A 22387-nucleotide genomic window follows, 5' to 3' on the forward strand; every position below is an offset into this window, starting at 1 on the left:
AAAAATGGAGGTTTGACAATGAGTCAGAAAGTAGTAAACAGAACTACCGGTTTGGTAGATTATAAAGAATTAGAAACAAATATCCTGTCGTCTATACGAGAAGGAAGACCGTTGACAGGAAGAGATGGAGCATTAACACCGTTTATAAAAAAGTTGCTGGAGGTAAGCCTGGAAGGTGAAATAGAAAACCACTTGTCGGCTGAAAGCGAAGAGAATAATCGAAGAAATGGGAGGAATGCAAAGACTTTACGTACAAGCGCAGGGTCATTTGAACTTTTGACGCCAAGAGATAGGGAAGGAAGTTTCGAACCACAAATAGTCAAAAAAAGGCAAACAAACTTACATCCAGAGCTTGAAACGAAGATTTTGAGCACATTTGCCAGTGGTATGGGCTATAGAGATATAGTGTCACATGTTGAGGAAATTTATGATCACAAAATATCGGTGGCAGAGATATCAAGTATTACTGACAAATTGCTACCAGTAATCAACGAATGGCGTAGTCGCCCGCTGCAGTCTGTATATCCGATAGTTTTCATGGTTTTTTAAAGTCAAAGAGGACGGGCATTGCGTAAGTAAATGCATGTATAACATATTAGGCATAGATCAAAATGGCAAAAAAGAAGTATTAGGTTTTTATTTGGCTGAAAGTGAAGGAGCTAACTTCTGGTTGGGAGTGCTAAATGACCTCAAAGAAAGAGGAGTAGAAGATATCCTTATTGCCTGCGTTGATGGGCTGAAAAGCTTTCCTGCAGCTATAAACAGTGTCTTTCCTAATGCGGAAGTGCAGATGTGTATAGTGCATCAGATACGCAACTCACTGAAGTATGTGGCCAGTAAAGATGCGAAGAGTTTTTTGAGCGATTTAAAGAAGGTATATCAAGCTTCAAGCAAGGAAATTGCCGAGAATTATCTGTTGGAATTGGATGAAAAATGGGGCACAAAGTACCCTATGGTTATAAAATCTTGGCAGAATAATTGGGAAAACTTGTCTGGTTATTTTAAGTATTCTGGTCCAGTTAGGAGGATAATCTACACCACCAATCCCATAGAGGGGCTACATAGGCAAATTAGGAAATTCACTAAGACCAAAGGCTCATTTACCAGCATAAATGCCTTGCATAAGCAGGTATATTGTGCTATAAAGAAGGCAGAGGAAAAGTGGACGATGCCTGTACATGATTGGGCATTAACTATCTCTCAACTTGATGTTTTCTTTCCTGGCAGATTGAAAATTGAGTTGAACTAAAAATGCGGTTTGACACAGTTTATTTAACACTCCCAATAATTAAGTGATTTTTTAGTAGATGCTGGCTTTAAGCTTATTATACTTGATCCTTGAGCTTTTGTCTGTTCTTGTGTATCTTTCTCTGTTAACTTCCCATTTTGTTGTTCATCTTCAGCTGTTGAATTTTCAACTTGCTGTATTTTCAACTCGTAATTTTCTCCAAGTGTGTCTGTATGCGCTTTAACAGATGACATTGCAACACTTCTTACTTTTTCTAATTCTACATTCAGATGTTCAACTTGCTCTTGTAACTTTTTATTATCCCCTTGTGAAGACTCTAATTTTCTCTCCAATTCTGCCTTTAGTCTTTCTATTTCTTCAGCTTTATTTCCTTCTAAGATCTGCTTTTCTTCTTCAGTAGCGTTTAGCTGACTGATTAAAATTTTTAATTTATCTTCTAAGTCAACTTTTTTTCCCTGTAGTTGTTGCTCTTGATTATTTAGTGGTAGTTGCTGCGCTAACAATTCCATCACGCTCAAAGAAGTTTTATTTAAGGTATCACCTATTCCAGCTAACTCCCATTCTTTACTTCCTTCTAAGATCTGCACTTGTTCTTGCAACCTAGCAATCTCATTTTCTGAGCTCTTTTTCTCTACTTCAGCAGTTCTTAATTGACTTCCCAAGCTCTCTAATTTGCGTTCTAACTCACGCTGACTTTCCTCATGCATTTTGCGTTCTTCTTTCATAGCTTTTAACTGCTCCTCTTTTTCACTATTTAAAGCATTAATTCTGTCTTTTAATTCAACATCTTCCTTTCTTTCTTGCTTCAATTCTGTTTCTTTTTGCTGTAGACAATTTATCTTCTCCAATTGTTCTGTTGACTCCTTCTCTTTTACAGATAAATTTTCCTTGAGTTTTGTTACTTGCGCTTGCAAATCTTCATTGTCTTTCTTAACAGCCTCATTTATATCTTTATTTTTATCGATAAGTGATTTAATGAAAGCTTCTTGCTCTCTTATTCTTTTCTCTTGATCAGATATAGTGCGCTGTTGTTCGTTATTTTTAGCATCCATTTCCTTTTTATCTTCATCTAATCCTTCATTTAACCGCATTAAACTATTTATTTTCGTGTCTTTTTCTTTCACCTCTACCAACTCTTCTTTGCATTCTGCAAGTTTAGATTCCAAATCCTCATTTTCCTTTTTTAAGAAGGCATTTTGTAAACGCTCAAGTTCTAGTTCCTGACTTACACCTTCCTCCTCTATGCTTACTTCTTCCATACTATCGTATTCTTCATCAATGAATTCATCATTTACTATAGTATCAAAACAACTCTCATCAGTGAACTCACTATTTTCTTCAGTTTGAACCTCTCCATCCTTACTTATTACTTCACTCTGGCTCCCTTTTTCTGCAACCTCAGGTTTTAAGTCAGCTCCAATATTTTTATCCGTTGTTTCAACACATTCGGTCTGCATTGTCGTATCTTGAAATGTTACTTTATTAGATAGAATATTTTCCGCCCATTTGTTCCATTTCTTTGGTAGTATTCGTCCAATCGTTTTTAAGTACAACCAAGCAAATACAGTAGACCAACTGTATTTTTTTTCCTTTCATTTAACATTAATTTCATAATTAACCGTATTGTTAGTATTTAGCATAAAATTACCTTATTTTTTAACTTCGATTTACAGAAAATTTTAACAGTAGTAAAGTTATATATATTAGTATAAATGTTAAATAAATACTAACGCAGGTATCAAATTATGGTAAAGTCTTTGCCCGCATAATACACTTTAAGCAGAAATGTACATGTCTGTAAGTACAGCATTTGCTTTTTCTATCGCTCTTGCTAACATTTCCTGTTCATTGTTCTGATTTTTCACATTGATTACCTGAGCAGCTAAGTTTGCAGGAAAAGTGACCAAACTGACTTCCCATAATTCCACTTGTTTTAACACTCTAGCTCCGCTTTTATGATCAACATCATACTCTATAGGTATATAGCCGATGGAAAGTCCATTGATTACTCCAGTTTTGAGCATTAAGTACGCTTCCTTTGCTTTTTGGATGCCCAAAAGTAAGTGTGCGGTTATATACAGGCCAACATCATTTTCGCAAATATCTATAATATTACCTATAGGTTCACCTGGATTGTGCTGCCAAAGGAGTTTTATTTTATTTCTGTTTAAATTTTCCTTAAATGCTCCGGGTAAGATCAGGTCATTTTGTTTATCAACTATATTAAAAACGCTAGCATAACCAGAAAATACACCGTTTTCTCCTATGCTTTTTATTGACAATGGTGAATAGAGAAATTTCTTATTCATAAAGCCTCCTGTAGTATTGGGAATTTTGTTTGCACAATGCACTGCAATGTCAAATCTATTATATGCAGTTCTCTAAAAAGGGGAAGCACTTTTCTTAGTTACTAAAAACGCTAACTGGAATCCAGATTGGACACTGGGTTATAAAAGTATAGCTTCTACGTCATACCGCCGCGGTATCTCTAGATCCCGCTAACAAGCAGCGGGATAACGAGATGCCACCGCGAACCGTCATACTGCCGCGGTATCTCTAGATCCCGCTAACAAGCAGCGGGATGACGATTGTCAGGGTAGCTGTCATCCCAGTGCCTCTCTATAATGTCATCCCAGTAGCCCCTATAATGTCATCCCAGTGCGTGACACTGGGATCTCATTTTACTTTATGACGGTGTCATCCTAATACCTTCCCCTGTCATCCAAGTAGCTAACACTGGGATCTCATTTTACTTTATGATGATGTTATGAAAGTAGCTGACACTGGGATCCAGAAGACTTAATTTCAACCAAATAATAAAGGCTAGATTCCAGACTGGAATGACATCATAGGGGCACTGGGATGACAGCAGTCCTACGTCATACCGCGATTCATTCGCGGTATCTCTTAACATAGATCCCGCTAACAAGCAGCGGGATGACACCTCTCTTGGGCTCTTTTAGCTACAAACGTTAAGAAATTTACCAAACGAAAAAAAAGGCAAAAGAAGCCCTAGTCATTGTCTATTTTCTGTATTGGCGTTTTTTAAGTCTTAAACACTGCAATTTAGCTGCTTTTAAGTGCAACTAACCTTAACTAAAATGTTTAAGAAATTTACTAAGCAGAAAAAAAGGCAAAAGAAACCCCGTGGTAATTAGTGTTCACTCTCTAATCCTGCAAATTGGCGTACTATACTGTCTTAAACGACTTATAAGCGCGTTTCAGCTTGTGTGGGTAAAAACCCAGAAATGTTGTGAAGACATAAGGTGCACATAGTGCAAAAAATTAAAAATAAGACGCCAACTACGTTGTTTTCTTGCTGTTTAATCTGCACAGATGAAGATAACTGAATACCTTCACTATCATGATAAGGGGGCTGGCGGAGTTTGTAAAGCAATTTTTTAGCCCTGTCTCCTTGCTATAATGTTCATATCGATAGAAAAGCAAAAGAATAGAATGAAATATCAAGTGATATCCTCTATAATTAAATTTTTTGAATGAAGAGATGACGATTCGTGTAGGAATTAATGGTCTGGGTAGAATAGGCAGAGGCGTATTGCGTGCTATTTTCGAAATAGAAGAATATAGCAAACAAATAGAAGTTGTAGCTGTGAATGGATCGCTCAGTGCAAAGCAGCATGAACATTTGATTAAATATGATTCTGTTCATGGCAAATTCAGTGGTGATATTGACTTTAATGAGTCTCAAAATTGGCTATCTATAAATGGCAGAAAATTTTCTTTATATAGAGAACGGAGCCCTGAAAATATTCCTTGGAATGTTGATGTAATACTTGAATGTACTGGTGCATTTAACAAGCGTGAAGAAGCAATAAGGCACAATGCAGAGAAAGTGATTGTCTCTGCTCCAGTTCCAGATGCTGATGTAACTATAGTTTATGGTGTGAATAATGATATGCTCAAAAAAGAGCATAAAGTAATATCAGCAGGTTCTTGCACTACAAATTGCCTTGCTCCGATTGTGAAAGTCCTACACTCTAATCTAGGTATAAAAAGTGGCTTTATGACTACTATACATGCCTATACGAATGATCAAAATGTTCTTGATGGCAATCATAGAGACTTATGCAGAGCAAGGGCTTGCGGATTATCTATGGTGCCAACTACAACCGGGGCAGCAAAAACAATCGGTTCTGTAATTCCTGAATTAAAGGGAAAGCTAGATGGCACTGCCGTCAGAGTTCCAGTTAGCAATGTTTCTATGGTTGATTTTAAATTTACGACTGATAAGAAAGCGACCGTTAAAGAAATAAATGAAATGTTTAAGGATGCAGCTCTCTCCTCTACGTCATTCCAGCGCGTGACGCTGGAATCTAATTTCTGGATCCCAGTGTCAGCTACTCGGATGACATCAGAGGGTACTAGGATGACAGAGGGTTCTCCAATGTCAAATGTACTTTCTATATGCACGGAACCTTTAGTTTCAATAGACTTTGTGCATAACCCTTATAGCGCAATTGTGGATTCAACTGGTACATATGTTACAGGCGACATCTGTAGAGTTGCAGCGTGGTATGACAATGAGTGGGCTTTTTCGCTGAGAATGTTAGACATAGCATTATTGAGCCATAGTAAAGTATGAATGGAAACCCAAACAAATATGCTTCATTTTGTGAGCACTTTGCGGAACTCAGAAAAAGAGTTATCTTTTGCTTTCTATTTTTTTGCGTTACTTTTGGTTTTTGTTACTACTTTAAGGAAAATATATACCGTTTTTTACTTGCACCTTTAATAGAAGCAACAAAAGATAGCGAAGGTTTTTCTTTAATTTACACAGACTTAACAGAGGCATTTTTTGTGTATCTTAGAGTCGCAATAATGAGCGCACTTTTGTTTTCTTTTCCTGTGTTTGCATGGCAATTCTATATGTTCTTAGCACCTGGGTTATATAAAAGTGAAAGGGCAGTGTTGTTGCCATACTTAATTGCAACCCCGGTTTTATTTGTAACGGGAGCTACTGTAGTCTATTACTATATATTTCCTTTAGCCTGGAAGTTTTTTATCAACTTCGAACACAGTGGTAAATCCTTCGATATACCGATAGAGTTTATGCCATCAGTTAGCGAATATTTAGACCTCGTTCTCCAATTTATGTTTGCATTTGGCACTGCATTTCAAATTCCAGTAATACTCACATTGATGGTGAGAGTAGGGTTACTCACTACACAAAGTTTGTCAAATAAACGCAGAATCGCGATAGTGGTAATTTTTATTATCGCTGCAATCTTAACTCCACCTGATGTATTAAGCCAAGTAGGGCTTGCAATACCAATGCTGATTCTATATGAATTGTCCATTTTGATATGTAGGTATATTGAGAAGAAGGCAAAGGTTTGAATAAATATGTATTTGTAACGTTCTTTTTCGAGCACAAGCACCTTTCTCTTGTTTGAGTGTGTGTGATAATTCCTAATAAGACTTTTTGTATTTGATTTTTTACATAAAACATGCAATAATTAAACTTAGTAGACTTATGGGAGTAATTGTATGTTTGGTTTAACAGAAGAACAAAGGAAATTATATGATCGGTTACAGAACGCAATAAAAGATCATGGTAACGTTGCTGAAATTCTACAAGGAGTTTCAAAAGATGATTTACTAGCAGTTCTTAGTGCTCGTGGTACAACCATAGAGTTCAAAAATGGTGAAAGATATACTAAAAAACTATTTTACTATAGTAGAGTTATTAAGAATCAAGAAGGCTTGAAAGTTATTTCTGATGAGATGACAAAGAAAGATATATCACTTGATGAAATATTAAATGCTGAGATTATAAATATTGAATTCCCCAACGTTGTAAAATTTGATGGGACGCCGCCTGAAGACAAGCAAATGCTTTTTGATGAACTTGGGGATTTTGTCGAGAGTTTTGTCGAGAGTTTTGCCAAGGGTTTTGCCAAGGGTTTTGCCAAAGGTTTTAATGATAAAATGAAAGAGAAACATGAGATAGAAACTAAACAAGTAACTAATAAAGCAATAGGAATTGGTATCACTTGTGGTGTTATAGCTGCATTGGCAGTCGGTGTTGGATGTGGTGTTGCCGGTGTTCAATTATCAGTATTAGCTATAGTTGGCATAGCTGTAGCTGCTGCGCTGGCAGTCGGGATTGTTGCTGGCGTTATTACATATGCAGTATTAAAACCTAGTGGTAGACTAGAAGAAGCTCACGCACAAGAAGAAAAAGAAAAGGTACCTGCTTAGAAATTCGCCATATAGTTAAGTTAAAAACAGTAGAAGGAAGAAGCCTTCTTCCTTGTCTTTTACCGAAATACCAATTTTCTTATTTAAGCATATATTGAGGTTATTCACGGCATTGTGAATAACTTGGTTGATAACCCAGTGGAATACATAGTTTACGCGTTATGAGTACTTTGGAGATCTATAATAAGTATGATCTCCAAATACTAATATATAATACTTAAAGAGATACTTTAACACTTTCTCTTAAGTACTAATCTGGAGGTTCGACAAGTTGCTGTTTAAAAGGTTGGGAAGTAGTTTTATTAGCATTGAAAATTACATAATATACATTATGGAAAATAAAATCACATAATATAAGAAGCAACGCTAAAAATAAAATCACATAATATAGCGAACTATAGCTAACCTAAGAAAGGTTTTCCTACGTCATACCGCCGCGGTATCTCGGCATAGATTCCGCTAACTAGTAGCGGGATGACGAATTTGTCGTTTTTCAAATTGTCGGTAAATCTAAGTCAGTTTAGCTATATAAAACATAGTATAAAAAGAGCTATTTCAGCAAAATTTTAAACAAATAAAGTTCATTAGCTTCACAATTGGCACTTTATGAGAAAAGTACATTTGATATACAGATTTAAAATACAAGTTAACGAATTATTATGATTTTTACCAAGATAATAATATAGTAAGGTTTGGTAGTGAGGTATCAAAATGGGAAAATACACTAACGCATGGTTTTATAAGAAAGATAATCACGATTGTGCAAACGATGGTACTTGCGGGCAATCTATAACGGATTTTAGGATTGGTGATTCTAAAATTTCTTTCCACGACAACCATGGAAGAACGATTGCACAAATACCTAAGTTGCCTAACGGAAACTCTTTTACATACTATAATAATTTATATAAAACTGCACAATCAAGAAACTTTGGTGAGAATACAAAATACGTAGGAGTACAAGATGTGCTGCCTAATCAATTTAATTTTGAATACGGAAAGTTGAATTGCGTAATACATTATGACAATGTATCGCAACAAGAACAGGAGCAAATGAAGCTCGATATTAAAAATGCTTATGAAGCATATAAAGCAAAGTTTTGTATTGCTAGTAATATTCAAGTTACTGTGCATACCTATATTTTTAATAATGGAGATGATTATAGGAGATATGGCACTTTGGTTCCTGGGTTTTCACGGAGTCAATCTTCGCTCAATATTTCTGGTGGGATGACGAACGGAGAAAGCGTATTGCTCTATAAAGACGCTTATACGGACAACGTTTTAGCCCATGAATTCGGTCATGTGTTTCAATTTAAGCTTTCCGAAGCAAAAGTAGAGGAGTTAGACCGTATAAATAATCAGCTGATGGCAAATGCAATTGGACTTGAAGTAGAAGAAAAAAATTATAAAGCTATTTGCAAGCAGATGGGTGTAGATGAATATAAAGACCATGGATCGATGTTTCAATTTAAATATAAAGATACAACTGGTAGTATATACCGCAAGGATCTTTCAGAAGAAGAGAAATTTCAAATTATACAACGTGTCAAGAATTCTGGACTAGATGAATATGAAGACCGTGGATCGATGTTTCAATTTAAATATAAAGGTACACTTTATAAATATCACAAGAACCTTTCAGAAGAAGAAAAATTTAAAGCTATACAAAATGTCAAGAATATTCATGAACTAGTAGATGAATATAAAGACCATGGATCGATGTTTAGTTTTAAATACAAAGGTACAACTGGTAGTATATACCGCAAGGATTTTTCAGAAGAAGAAAAATTTCAAATTATACAACGTGTCAAGAATTCTGGACTAGATGAATATGAAGACCGTGGATCGATGTTTCAATTTAAATATAAAGATACAACTGGTAGTATATACCGCAAGGACCTTTCAGAAGAAGAGAAATTTCAAATTATACAACGTGTCAAGAATTCTGGACTAGATGAATATGAAGACCGTGGATCGATGTTTCAATTTAAATATAAAGGTACACTTTATAAATATCACAAGAACCTTTCAGAAGAAGAAAAATTTAAAGCTATACAAAATGTCAAGAATATTCATGAACTAGTAGATGAATATAAAGACCATGGATCGATGTTTAGTTTTAAATACAAAGGCACCACTTATAACGTAAAATGCGAGTACTTTTCAGAAAAAGAAAAACTTCAATTTATCAAAGACATTAAGAACTCTCATGAATCGCTCATTAGTGAATGTGATGGATTAAATGAGGGGCCATTAAGTCAGAATGCAACTGTAGTAATTTCTATTGATGAAAATAAGGAGATAAGTCGAATGTATTTTCATAATCCAGACAAGAATATGTCCGAATGGTTAGATAAGACACTTATAAGCAGAAGTAAGTCTGAAGAAGATGTGGATGACACAGATCCAAAACCAGGAAAAGAGCCTGAACCAGAATCAGGAAAAGAATCCAAAGAGGATATAAGCAGAAGTAAACCTGAACAAGAGGTGGAAAAATCAAATGAAGTAGAGCAAAGTAATGTAGATGTAGAAGAGGAAAAAAGTAACCAGCAAGACACTCAGCAACCCAGTAATTTCTTAGGGAGTGTTAAATAAACTGTGTCAAACCGCATTTTTAGTTCAACTCAATTTTCAATCTGCCAGGAAAGAAAACATCAAGTTGAGAGATAGTTAATGCCCAATCATGTACAGGCATCGTCCACTTTTCCTCTGCCTTCTTTATAGCACAATATACCTGCTTATGCAAGGCATTTATGCTGGTAAATGAGCCTTTGGTCTTAGTGAATTTCCTAATTTGCCTATGTAGCCCCTCTATGGGATTGGTGGTGTAGATTATCCTCCTAACTGGACCAGAATACTTAAAATAACCAGACAAGTTTTCCCAATTATTCTGCCAAGATTTTATAACCATAGGGTACTTTGTGCCCCATTTTTCATCCAATTCCAACAGATAATTCTCGGCAATTTCCTTGCTTGAAGCTTGATATACCTTCTTTAAATCGCTCAAAAAACTCTTCGCATCTTTACTGGCCACATACTTCAGTGAGTTGCGTATCTGATGCACTATACACATCTGCACTTCCGCATTAGGAAAGACACTGTTTATAGCTGCAGGAAAGCTTTTCAGCCCATCAACGCAGGCAATAAGGATATCTTCTACTCCTCTTTCTTTGAGGTCATTTAGCACTCCCAACCAGAAGTTAGCTCCTTCACTTTCAGCCAAATAAAAACCTAATACTTCTTTTTTGCCATTTTGATCTATGCCTAATATGTTATACATGCATTTACTTACGCAATGCCCGTCCTCTTTGACTTTAAAAAACCATGAAAACTATCGGATATACAGACTGCAGCGGGCGACTACGCCATTCGTTGATTACTGGTAGCAATTTGTCAGTAATACTTGATATCTCTGCCACCGATATTTTGTGATCATAAATTTCCTCAACATGTGACACTATATCTCTATAGCCCATACCACTGGCAAATGTGCTCAAAATCTTCGTTTCAAGCTCTGGATGTAAGTTTGTTTGCCTTTTTTTGACTATTTGTGGTTCGAAACTTCCTTCCCTATCTCTTGGCGTCAAAAGTTCAAATGACCCTGCGCTTGTACGTAAAGTCTTTGCATTCCTCCCATTTCTTCGATTATTCTCTTCGCTTTCAGCCGACAAGTGGTTTTCTATTTCACCTTCCAGGCTTACCTCCAGCAACTTTTTTATAAACGGTGTTAATGCTCCATCTCTTCCTGTCAACGGTCTTCCTTCTCGTATAGACGACAGGATATTTGTTTCTAATTCTTTATAATCTACCAAACCGGTAGTTCTGTTTACTACTTTCTGACTCATTGTCAAACCTCCATTTTTTTATATCAATTTATTACTTTTTTTTCGGTTTGACACAGTTTATTTAACACTCCCATTTCTTATCCAATATTTTTCCAGCAATTAAATCCGTTATTGATTCTATCTCATCATTCTTTTCATGGTTATTTGGGTCTAAAGAGGAAGAACAATCTGATAACAATCTTTCTTTGCTTAACTTATCAGAAGAACAATCCGATGATAATCTTTCTTTGCTTAAACCTGATGTTAATCACGATGCTGACGAAAATTACGTAGGCAATTACTCAGATTATCACCAACATGATGACCTAATATAGTGAAATAACGAACTTTTATCCCCTACCCTTCTAGTTGTATTTATAACTTTGCAGATATGGGAGGCGATAAAGGAAACTTAAATAACTAGATAAAAAACTAGGTGGATCATTCGGAAATTCTTGCATTTTTTGTCTATAATTTTGTAAAGAAATAACTTTTACTTTATCATAATCAAGTTTCCAGAAAGAGAGTGGTATTGCTTAAATAATTAGATAAAAAACCAGGTGGATCATTCGGAAATTCTTGCATTTTTGTCCATAATTTTGTTAAACAACTTCCCTTTTGGTCATGTCGAACCAAATTTCTTTTTCACACCACCTTTTAAGCCACCGATGACAGCTTCGTTAGTTTTTGTCATAATGCGATCAAACACTCCCAATAACCTCTTTAATAGGTTTGGAGTTAGCGAAGAGATAAGATCAACAGATACGTTATTGTTTTTGTCATCACCACTTGCTTTATAGTCTATTGAAACGATTCCCCTACTTTTCCCGCCAGTAAGAAGTTTCCCAATTATAGGAATTTTTAACAAAGATTTATTAATTGAATATGCTGGTATTACCTGTCCTTCAACTTGGAATTTATAATTTCTAATGTCGAGCTTACCGCTAGTGCTAATGCCTAATTCCGCCCCTTCAAGCCAAGATTCTTCAATTTCGACAGAGCCATCTTTGTATGAGAAAGGTACATTACATTTATAAAAGTATACACCTTCATCCTTTATAGCATTTACAATACCAGGAAGCGAAGACATCGATAATAAAGTAGTGAGTAGTGGAGCATCTTTGATATAAAAATTACTAATAGATAACATGCCATAATGTTCTTCATTTTCTCTTTGAGGAGATAGATAAAGAGAAAGTTTACCATTTTTGACTGATTTACTAATGCCTAAGGAACGCGAAAGTATACCTGCATTATCCGCATATATTTCGAGCCCTATTCCACTGTATTCCGCTAGTATGTTGCTGCTATCTTCTAGAAACTGTCCTGTAAATTGACTTCCATTGCAATTACCTTTAGTACAGGTTACATTCAGCTTAGCATTTTTGATAACGACGCCTTCTTTCATAATTACATTGTCAACATTCATACTAATTTCTATATCTTTGTTTAATCCATTATTGTTTTTGCCAAGCAAGCCTAAAATATCACTCAAATTGATTTTCTCACCATAAATAGTTATGGCATTTTTTTCCTTACCTGATTCAATTTCTATACTAAAATCATTATCAGGCAATTTAAAACTACTAGAATTTAAATATAAATTTCCATTTCCTACTCTTCCGCTGAATTTTATATCTAGGTCATTTCCTATAACATCTAATTTGTCTACTAACAATTCATCGGCACCTTTTAATTTTACAGAGAACAAAACTTTATTGTGATCTTCAAAACGATTTTTCCACCCAAAATAACTTGAACGTGATTCAAGCTCTGATAAATCCATATTACCATTAACATGTCCCGTTTTATCTTGATTTATCACCGATTCTATATTTGTATTGACATAGCCACCTATATTTTCATCAAAATCAAGTATTTGAGCGGGTAAATCTCCGGTCAAATTCCAGGCAAAACTTTCATTCCTATTGCTACTTTTCAGGTCAAATAATAGCTGTGTGTTATTCACCATACCACTACCATTTAAATCTATAAAGTCACTGCCAAAACTAAGCTTAATGTCATATTTACCAAGACTTGCATTATAGACGGCCAAATTATCAATTTCAAAATGAAAATTTGCTGAGAAGTCTACTTTTTTGTCATCATCATTTAGATTAAAAATGCGAAAATTAAATACAGATTTTGCCATTCCACTTACTTTATCCCTTTCAACCTTCACCACATCATCCAGCTTAAATCTTATAGGCTCATATAAACCATACGCATCACTTACAGCTTGGCCATTAATGGTTAGAACTGAATTTTCCTTATTGAGAGATTTCATTTCAATATCACCACCATTAATAGTGAAATTCTGAAACTTAGCGCTATTTGCAGTAATTTTGAGATCGTTATTCTTGATGATCAAATCACCCTTTAATTCCTTTACTTGCTCAAAATCTTCATCAAATTTTACGCTACCATTTTCTATATCAGCAACAATTACAATGTCTGACAGATCGTCATCAACCAAATTGTTAATTTTGCCATTGAAACTTACAATGGTATTTAAAACATCCCCATTAATATTATCACAATACCAGCTTCTAAATTTACTATTCACTACACCATCTGGTACATAAGTACATAAATCCTTTGCAGCAAACTTGCTAATATTAATTCTAAGCAAAGCATGACTTGTACTAAAGTTCATCTTGCCTATTAAAGAGAGATACGTGTCATTTAACTTAAAATGGAAGTTTTTTACACTAATAATTCCATCACTATATGTTAAATTTATATTTACATTAGTTAAGGCCAAATTTTTGTTCAAATAATTTTCTGTATTCAATACGTATATATTTCCATCTACAATTTCATCCTTTTTATTAATTTTCACTGAGAAGCTTCCTTTGAATCCTATATTTTTGTCCAAATTGTAGCTTTTAACTAATGTAGAAAACTCGCTCAATAGTCCCAATTTTAGATTATAAAATGTCCCGTATACATTTAGCAAATTGTTGCGATTTTTTATTGTAATTGATAAATCATCCAAAAATCCCTTTCCATCTTTTGTATTCACATGAATATCTAAAACATTAAAATCTTCCCCCTTCCCTATATATAATTTATCAATAAAAAATTCATCTTCTGTGCTTTTATCAATAGCGATGTTAGTAAATTCAATTTTTGAATCCGCATTTAAGTCAAAAAAAAATTCCCTTATTGTTTTTAATAGATTTTTTGCACTGCTTTCTGTCATCTTGAAATTCTTCCCTGTCATTCCAGCACTCGTCCTTGTCATTCCAGCACTCGTCCTTGTCATCCAAGTAGCTTGACTACTTGTTTCTTTTTTTCTAGATTCCAGCGTCACGCGCTGGAATGACACCGAAGGAAGGCGGTTACTATTTAAATAATGATTATCCAAAAGGTCTAATGAGTTTTGCGGATTAACATTAGTTTCTTCTCTCTTGATACATACATGCACATTATCAGCTGAAACCTGAGAGAGATTTGTGCTAGCTTTAAATAAGGAACTTAACTTAAAATGTACAAAAAGCTCAGGAACTTTTATAGTAAAATTAGGGTTTGCTATTGCCAAATCTGTAATGACTAAATACGGATCTTTGCCATCTTTCTGCCAAACAACTGAGGTATTCTCCATATTAACGCTTGAGCCAACAAATATTTTTGATATTTTATGTTTAACATAAAAATTAATATAATTAATATTGATTTCTAAAGGCTTTAAAAAAATAAAGAAGCACAATATGAACAATAAAGCTACGGAAAATAATATAGTAATTTTTTTAAGCATCGATTATTGCTTTTCTTGCTAAAATATCAGCCTCCTCATTATATTTATTGCCACTGTGTGCTTTAACCCACTTCCAATCAATTTCGTGTTGTGAAGCAACGTTGTCTAGCTCTTTCCACAATTCCATATTTTTTACTGATTTTTTATTACTTGTTTTCCAGCCATTCATTTTCCACTTATTTATCCACTCTGTTATGCCATGCTTAATATAAAGACTATCCGTATATAAATTAATATTACAAGAAAATTTCAATACTTTTAGCCCATTGATCACCGCTGTTAACTCCATTTTATTGTTTGTGGTATTTTCTTCTCTACCATAAATGTCTTTTCTATAATCTTGAAATAATATGATAGCTGCCCATCCTCCCGCTCCAGGATTACCAGAACACGCCCCATCCGTGTATATTGTCACTTCTTTCTTACTCATCTTTGTTTATATCGGTTAACAAAGTATATAGTTGCTTTTATGAAAGCACAATTTCTAAAGGTAGTTTAAGCTGCACCTTTAAATTTTATTATAGAAACAAAAAAAAGTGTGACAACGAGCATTACCAAAAGGAAAAGTAAAAAATAGTTTTTATGCTTCTGCCGTTCTTTCATAACTAAAATAAATCAATAGAACAAAAAATAATACTGGCGAATAGGGAAAATAGATAAGAAATTGAATAAGAAAACATTTGTTTCTGTGAGTTGTGGTTCTTGAATCTGAGAATTGATATAGCGTACCAAATAAAGATGCAACCTGCAAAAATTGCCATGCTTAGATAAAGTAAAGCCTTTTTCAAAAATAGAGCTGGAAGCAAGCTGGTTAATACCAGCAACACACTATAAATTAATATATATTTTCTTGTTTTTTCCGGACCATAAACAATATTGAACATAGGAATCGATGCTCTTGCATAGTCTTCAGACTTATTTAAAGATAGGGCCCAAAAGTGTGGTGGAGTCCACATAAAAATTACTAAAAATAAAATGAAACTTTCCCAACTGACAGAATTAGTCACAGCTGCCCAGCCAATCATTGGAGGAAAAGCACCTGCTGCACCACCGATAACGATATTCTGTGGAGTACGCCTTTTTAGCCAAATTGTATATACGAAAACGTAAAATAATATGCTAACTGCAAGCAAAGCAGCAGAAATATAGTTTACTGCTATTGCCATGATAAATACTGACAATATTCCAAGAGTTATACCAAATTCAAGCGCACTTTCTGCAAGAATTCTTCCTGAGGGTATAGGGCGGTTTTTTGTCCTTTCCATGAGCAGATCTATATCTCTGTCATACCACATATTTATAGCACCTGCAGATCCTGAGCCAAGAGCAACACATATAAGAGATATTAGTGCTAGAAAAGGGTGCATACTACCTGGTGCAGTAACCATACCAGCAACTGCAGTAAATACCACAAGATACATTATCCTTGGCTTCAGCAAACGCCAAAAATCCAGTATTGTTGATTCAACATTTAGCAAAACACTTGTGTACATTCTATTTTACCACTGGTGGCTTTTCGAAAGTATGAAAAGGCGGTGGTGAAGATACTGTCCATTCCAAGGTGTCACCTTCCCAAGGATTATCTCCAGCTTTTTTGCCCCATTTAAAGAGATGTATAACTATAAACACAAAAAACATAACTGAAACAAAGGACATATATGAGCCAATTGAGGATATATAATTCCAAGGAATAAACGCATCAGGATAATCAGGTATACGCCTTGGCATGCCAGCTAATCCTAAGAAATGTTGAGGTAAAAAAGTGATATTGGTACTAATAAAAGTAAGCCAAAAGTGGATTTGACCTAAGCGCTCATTATATTGTTTACCCGACATTTTACCAATCCAATAATAAAAGCCAGCAAAAGCTCCAAATAATGCAGCAAGTGACATGACATAATGGAAGTGAGCAACAACATAGTAGGTATCATGCAGAAGCTTATCTATTCCACCATGAGAAAGAATTATTCCCGTTATGCCACCGCCAACAAACATGAAAATAAAACCTAGTGCAAATAGCATAGGGGTCTTAAACTCAATTGCTCCACCCCACATAGTTGCAATCCAGCTAAAGACTTTTACACCAGTTATAACACCGATAAAAATTGTGGTAGTGCTAAAAAATGCAGCAGCGTCAGCACTAAGCCCAACAGTGAACATATGATGAGCCCACACCATAAAGCCAAATACTGCTATACCTATCATAGCATAAACCATCCCTATGTAACCAAATACAGGTCTGTGAGAAAAAGTTGATACAACCTGACTTATGATGCCAAATGCAGGAAAAATAATTACGTAAACTTCTGGATGACCAAAAAACCAAAATAGATGTTGAAATAACACAGGATCTCCGCCACCGGCAGGATCAAAAAAGGAAGTACCAACATTGCGATCAGTAAGAAGCATAGTTATAGCACCGGCAAGCACTGGTAAGGCAACAATCAACATAAATGCTGTTAGCAAGACAGACCAAACAAACAGTGGCATCTTAGTTAATGACATTCCTTTTGTGCGCATGTTAAATATAGTAACTATAAAGTTGATCGCCCCAACAATTGACGACATACCAGCAACATGAAGTGCAAGTATAGCAATGTCAACTCCTGCACTTGGATGGGACATTACCTGTGATAAAGGTGGATATAAAGTCCAACCTGTACCTGGACCTTCACCAATAAACACTGAGAGAATGAGCAAAATAAAAGATGACACTAATAACCAAAAACTTAAATTATTCATACGAGGAAATGCCATATCTGGTGCGCCAATCATGAGAGGTACAAACCAGTTACCAAATCCTCCCATGAGGGCTGGCATTATCATAAAAAACACCATTATCAACGCATGCCCTGTAACCATTACGTTATATAATTGATAATTATTGTTAAGTATATTAATGTGCATTAGCTGAGTGCGAATAATCACCGATAATAATCCACCAATAATTCCAGCTAATATGGAAAAAATAATGTACAGTGTCCCTATGTCTTTATGATTAGTGGAAAACAACCAACGCTTTATGCCCTTTGGTACGTCACTCATATCTATACTCCAAATTTAACTCACTAATTTTCTATTTTCAATCCACTTATTAAAATCTTCTTTGCTTACTGCTTCAACAACAATTGGCATAAATCCATGGCCTTGACCACACAATTCATAGCACTGCCCGTAATAAACACCAGACTTTTTGATATTAAACCACGCCTCATTCAGCCTACCTGGTATCGCATCAATTTTTACACCGAAAGCCGGTACTCCCCAGCTGTGTATCACATCTCCTGCTGTAACTTGTAAACGAACGTTAGTATTAATGGGTAAAACGATGTTGTTATCAACAGAGAATAGCTTTAAATCTCCTTCGATAAAGTCTTCTTTTCCCTTAATATAACTATCAAATGACACACCTTGATATTCTGGATATTGGTAACTCCAATACCATTGATGGCCAATAACTTTCAGTGTTATATCAGCTTTCGGTATTTCTTCCTGTAGCTTCAGTAATTTAGCGTTTTCAAAGGCTAATATACCAACAATAATCGTTGGTATAACAAACCAAACAATTTCTAAAAGGACATTGTGGTTAGTTTGGCTTACGTTTGCCACTTTGCTTTTACGAAAGCGAAATACTACATAAGCAAGCAGCGCCCACACAAAAAGCATTATTGCAACCATCACAACCATTACAAACGAATGTGACCTAACTACAGCCTCCATTACTTCAGTTGCAGGAGCAGGAAATCCAAATTGCCAGGAAGTAGGAGCAGAGGCAACAGATATATTTGAGTAAAATATTATCAATAGTGCAAATAACTTCACCATATCTTTTGTTTGTTTGCTATAAAACTAAATGATATACTGTATAATAGTATATATAAACTTACTATGCAAATAGAGATTAGTGATGGTTAATAATTTTTTAGCATTCAATAAGTATAATAGTACAATACTAATTTGAGGAAAAAAGCATTTACATAAATCTATTGTAAGGAAAAATATTATAATATTTTAAATTAAATATTTACTTTAAGTAAATTCTATAATAAGTTTAATAGTGTCTGTTACTGCTAATAACCCTCTAGCCTCACACCTAAAAGCAGTAACAGACACTATTAAACTTTATGACAAGTTTATAATTTGCAAGATCAAAATCTTACAAGTTCCTTTATTTTATTATACATTGCAGTTTGTTAATTAACTTTTAATGCCTATGGTAGCATTTACAGCTTGGACCAAAGATTTACGCATTATAGAAAATAATTATAAAAAAACACACTATATTTGTATACCATACAAACTTTTTTCATTCTGCATAGCTGAGTTACTAGATTCTGTAAACGAAATCTTTAGAGAAGCCAAATAGAGCTACCTTTCTATAAAAGACCTATCGACTGTTGCAATTATAGGTGTAAACAAGAATGATAAAAGAGTACGGGATTGAGTAACTATGTACACTTCTGCTGGCATACCAGGGTATAGGTATACATTTTTAAATTGAGCAAGCTCTGACTTTGGTATCACCACGCGCACTGAATAATAACGCCCTAGTCTTGAATCATCAAGAGCATCAGGAGAAATATGGCTTACTATACCACTAATTAAACTTAAACGACGTGCATTGTAAGCACTCAGCCGGACTTTAACCTTTAGCCCTTCTAGCCCATCAATAGAGACTATGTTGCTATCTTTCTTTTGTGCTGACAGTACCTCTTCTATGTTTCTGGTCTGAATTTTAGCATCTATTATTAGGTCATCATCCGATGGCACTACGCTCATGATTGGAACTCCAGATTGTATAACACCACCTTCAGTATGGTATCTTATATCTGTGACTATCCCATCTTGAGGGGATTTAATTATTGTACGTGCTAATGAATCTTCAGCAACCATCAGCCTCTCTTTCAAGTCTGCAATAGACGTACTAACTTCCTTAAGTTCAGCGTTTGCTCTTTCTTGAGAATCATTTCTCACGTTTATAATTTCTAATTCATTCTCTCCAATTTTTTGCTGCACTTGAGATATTGCAGAACGGTAATGTCCAACTCTGCCTTCAATTTCAGCAAACTGTTTTTCTAAAGCTAAAATGTGTGGTTTGCTTATATGGCCACTATCAAGTAATTGTCTTTTTGTTTCCAACTCCTCAGTTATCAAGTCATATTGCTTATGAGCTGCATTTAGTTGAAAGTTTAGCCCAGCTAATTCATCATTTAACTGCTTTATACGTTGTTGCAGTATGTCTGTTTTTCCCAATATGCTCTTTCTCTGAGAGTTGAACAACTTTACTTGATTCTTTATCGCTTTATTTACAAGTTCATCGTGAGATAATTTTTTAACCTCATCAGGAAACTCGAGCGTGTCTAAATCTCCTCTGATTGCAATAAGCCTTGCTTCTGTTGCTAAAAATGATAAGAGCTTCTCTTTGATAATACTTAAATTCGCCTTCTCGTTAACATCACTCAACAAAACTAGAGGCTCATCTTTTTTAACTGCTTGGCTCTCTTTGACTAAAATTTTGCTTATTATTCCTCCGCCCAAGTGTTGAACTATTTTCCTATTTGAAGATACAATAACTTCTCCACTTGCATGCACCGCACCGTCAATTGGAGCTATAGCCGACCAAATACCACCTATCCCAAAAAAGATGAGTATTACTACCAGACCAAAAAATAGTGGTCCCCATGTTACTCTCAGAACTTCATTTACGTTATTACTTTCGCGTTTTAAAATAAAATTTATCACTGCATCAATCAATGCAAACGTCTTATCCAAAAATTTTGGGTACTTCTTCTTTTTATTTTTTGCTCCTTGCATATTTATATTATCACTATGGCCAATCAGGCCTGTCAAAGAAAATCCAGCGCTAAGCTTTTTTAACTTACTTATCATAATACTACTGTGAATTTGTGTTAACTCAAGATAACACACAAAAACAAAGAATCTATAATTTAGGCATTCCATTTAGACTGCAGAGCACCAGAATAAACTATTTAGTAACAATTCCTGCATCAACTATGTTTTTAAAATTTTTTGACGTTTAACTTTATTATAACTTTTCCTTTATTTTGTGAATATCTGAGTTACTTATATTATGTAAGAAATCTATTGCCAACCAGTCGATATTCTGTTAGGAATTAAGATAATATAAAGTTATTATGTTTAGATTGGAAAGTAGAAAGTTCCTGATCACTGGCGCATCAGGCGGAATAGGGCAAGCAATTGTAAAAATTATGCACAAAGCCGGAGCAACTTTATGTATTTCTGGCACAAAAAAAGAAGTGCTCGAAGAAGTTGCTAAACAATATGAAAAAAATATGCACATACTCCCTTGTGACTTATCAAATGCTGAGGAAGTAAATCAACTAGTAAATAGAGCAAGTGAGTTGATGGAAGGCTTTGACGGGCTTATATGCAATGCGGGCATTACGCGAGACAGTTTATTATTGAGAATGACAGATGAAGCATGGCAAAAAGTAATTGATATTAACTTGAGCTCTACATTTAAGCTGAGTAGAGAAGCATGTAAGAGACTAATTAAGAATAATTGGGGAAGAATTATAAATATTTCCTCAATAATAGGGCTGACAGGAAACGCCGGGCAAGCAAATTATGCAGCGTCTAAAGCTGGAATAATAGCTATGAGCAAATCTATAGCAAAAGAAGTTGCAAGTCGTAATATAACAGTAAATTGTATTGCTCCTGGGTTTATAGATACTAAAATGACTGAAGTTTTAAATGAAGGACAAAAGGGAAAAATATTAGATAATATTCCAATGAAAAGAATGGGAACAGGGGAAGAAATAGCAGCAGGGGTCTTATTTTTAGCAAGTGATGAAGCAAAATATATAACAGGGCATGTGCTTAACATTAATGGTGGGTTATTTATGTAGCAACACTTATGTATAGACAAATTATAATTTTTACTTTAAAATAAAAATATGTGTAGGTTTGCGTTTGCGTTAATTTATTATTTAAAGGCAAGAAAATGAGCTCTATAATAAAAAGATTTTTTAGTGTTTTTTGTGTAGTATTACTTTTCTCTTTCTCAGGTTATGCAGCTACCACTGATCCTGATATGGATGACACAACTAAAGTAATATGCAATATTATTGGTTACGTTTGGGGAATAGGCGGTCCACTTATGACGGTAGTAATAATTGGTGCAGCTTTGCTTGCAATATTTGGCAGGATGCCGTGGCCAGCCCTCTTTGCTCTAGGCATGTTCTGTGGTGTATTTTTTGGCGCTAAAACTATCATAATGAAAATTATGCCCAACGTAAGTGATGAAGCAAAAGCTATGTTGGAAAAGTGTGGAAAATAACCCATAAA

16 protein-coding genes and 2 pseudogenes are annotated in these 22387 nt (G+C 34.9%); 8 read left to right on the top strand and 10 right to left on the bottom strand.

The window, feature by feature from the left end; genetic code table 11:
• Positions 1–18 precede the first annotated feature (18 nt).
• Positions 19–1249: pseudogene (locus tag AAGD68_RS03235) on the top strand (IS256-like element ISWpi15 family transposase).
• A 23-nt stretch (positions 1250–1272) separates the two neighbouring features.
• Here the strand turns inward: AAGD68_RS03235 and AAGD68_RS03240 are convergent.
• The 3 genes from AAGD68_RS03240 to AAGD68_RS03250 all read right to left on the bottom strand — a co-directional run bounded on the left by AAGD68_RS03240 (position 1273) and on the right by AAGD68_RS03250 (position 4163).
• Positions 1273–2802: a hypothetical protein gene (locus AAGD68_RS03240; RefSeq protein WP_341814378.1), complete on the bottom strand. Its 1530-nt coding sequence runs from the start codon at positions 2800–2802 to the stop codon at positions 1273–1275.
• Positions 2803–3024: 222 nt separating this feature from the next.
• Complete coding sequence (locus tag AAGD68_RS03245) at positions 3025–3558, bottom strand: HK97 family phage prohead protease (protein WP_253309059.1); 534 nt, start codon at positions 3556–3558, stop codon at positions 3025–3027.
• Positions 3559–3998: 440 nt separating this feature from the next.
• On the bottom strand, positions 3999–4163 hold the full coding sequence (locus AAGD68_RS03250; protein ID WP_264688295.1) for a hypothetical protein: 165 nt from the start codon (positions 4161–4163) through the stop codon (positions 3999–4001).
• Between the two features lie 591 nt (positions 4164–4754).
• On the opposite strand from AAGD68_RS03250, the gene AAGD68_RS03255 reads away from it, so the two are divergent.
• The 4 genes from AAGD68_RS03255 to AAGD68_RS03270 all read left to right on the top strand — a co-directional run bounded on the left by AAGD68_RS03255 (position 4755) and on the right by AAGD68_RS03270 (position 10069).
• Complete coding sequence (locus tag AAGD68_RS03255) at positions 4755–5852, top strand: type I glyceraldehyde-3-phosphate dehydrogenase (protein ID WP_265045521.1); 1098 nt, start codon at positions 4755–4757, stop codon at positions 5850–5852.
• Entirely contained in the window at positions 5849–6607 is a 759-nt protein-coding gene (gene tatC, locus AAGD68_RS03260; RefSeq protein ID WP_253309061.1) for a twin-arginine translocase subunit TatC, read from the top strand. Before AAGD68_RS03255 ends, tatC begins: the two co-directional genes overlap by 4 nt.
• A 150-nt stretch (positions 6608–6757) precedes the next feature.
• Positions 6758–7471 carry a hypothetical protein gene (locus AAGD68_RS03265; RefSeq protein WP_341814379.1) on the top strand — a complete coding sequence of 238 codons (714 nt, stop codon included), beginning with the start codon at positions 6758–6760 and terminating at the stop codon, positions 7469–7471.
• Between the two features lie 711 nt (positions 7472–8182).
• Positions 8183–10069 carry a hypothetical protein gene (locus AAGD68_RS03270; protein ID WP_341814380.1) on the top strand — a complete coding sequence of 629 codons (1887 nt, stop codon included), beginning with the start codon at positions 8183–8185 and terminating at the stop codon, positions 10067–10069.
• A gap of 19 nt (positions 10070–10088) precedes the next feature.
• On the opposite strand, the pseudogene AAGD68_RS03275 reads toward AAGD68_RS03270, so the two are convergent.
• A pseudogene (locus tag AAGD68_RS03275) lies at positions 10089–11319 on the bottom strand (IS256-like element ISWpi15 family transposase).
• Between the two features lie 185 nt (positions 11320–11504).
• Between AAGD68_RS03275 and AAGD68_RS03280 the strand changes: the two are divergent.
• A complete protein-coding gene (locus tag AAGD68_RS03280) occupies positions 11505–11633 on the top strand; it encodes a hypothetical protein (protein WP_264688292.1) in 129 nt (42 codons plus the stop codon).
• A 287-nt stretch (positions 11634–11920) separates the two neighbouring features.
• Here AAGD68_RS03280 and AAGD68_RS03285 read toward each other — a convergent pair whose 3' ends face one another.
• The 6 genes from AAGD68_RS03285 to AAGD68_RS03310 all read right to left on the bottom strand — a co-directional run bounded on the left by AAGD68_RS03285 (position 11921) and on the right by AAGD68_RS03310 (position 20947).
• Positions 11921–15058, bottom strand: coding sequence for an AsmA-like C-terminal domain-containing protein (locus tag AAGD68_RS03285; protein WP_265045512.1), 3138 nt, complete (start codon positions 15056–15058; stop codon positions 11921–11923).
• A complete protein-coding gene (gene rnhA, locus AAGD68_RS03290) occupies positions 15051–15488 on the bottom strand; it encodes a ribonuclease HI (RefSeq protein ID WP_253309066.1) in 438 nt (145 codons plus the stop codon). Before rnhA ends, AAGD68_RS03285 begins: the two co-directional genes overlap by 8 nt.
• 175 nt (positions 15489–15663) lie before the next feature.
• A complete protein-coding gene (locus tag AAGD68_RS03295; RefSeq protein ID WP_253309067.1) occupies positions 15664–16551 on the bottom strand; it encodes a heme o synthase in 888 nt (295 codons plus the stop codon).
• Position 16552: 1 nt separating this feature from the next.
• Positions 16553–18103: a cytochrome c oxidase subunit I gene (ctaD, locus tag AAGD68_RS03300; RefSeq protein WP_253309068.1), complete on the bottom strand. Its 1551-nt coding sequence runs from the start codon at positions 18101–18103 to the stop codon at positions 16553–16555.
• Positions 18104–18118: 15 nt separating this feature from the next.
• A complete protein-coding gene (gene coxB / locus AAGD68_RS03305) occupies positions 18119–18883 on the bottom strand; it encodes a cytochrome c oxidase subunit II (protein ID WP_182182743.1) in 765 nt (254 codons plus the stop codon).
• Positions 18884–19426: 543 nt separating this feature from the next.
• Positions 19427–20947 (bottom strand): HlyD family type I secretion periplasmic adaptor subunit, encoded by a 1521-nt coding sequence (locus AAGD68_RS03310; RefSeq protein WP_341814381.1) that lies wholly within the window; start codon positions 20945–20947, stop codon positions 19427–19429.
• A gap of 266 nt (positions 20948–21213) precedes the next feature.
• On the opposite strand from AAGD68_RS03310, the gene fabG reads away from it, so the two are divergent.
• Together fabG and AAGD68_RS03320 are read left to right on the top strand one after the other, a co-directional pair.
• Positions 21214–21948, top strand: a complete 735-nt coding sequence (gene fabG / locus AAGD68_RS03315; protein ID WP_253309071.1) for a 3-oxoacyl-[acyl-carrier-protein] reductase — start codon at positions 21214–21216, stop codon at positions 21946–21948.
• 95 nt (positions 21949–22043) lie between these two features.
• Entirely contained in the window at positions 22044–22379 is a 336-nt protein-coding gene (locus AAGD68_RS03320; protein WP_341814382.1) for a TrbC/VirB2 family protein, read from the top strand.
• Positions 22380–22387 lie beyond the last annotated feature (8 nt).

It is taken from the genome of Wolbachia endosymbiont (group A) of Machimus atricapillus (genome assembly GCF_964027095.1).
Taxonomy (GTDB): Bacteria; Pseudomonadota; Alphaproteobacteria; order Rickettsiales; family Anaplasmataceae; genus Wolbachia.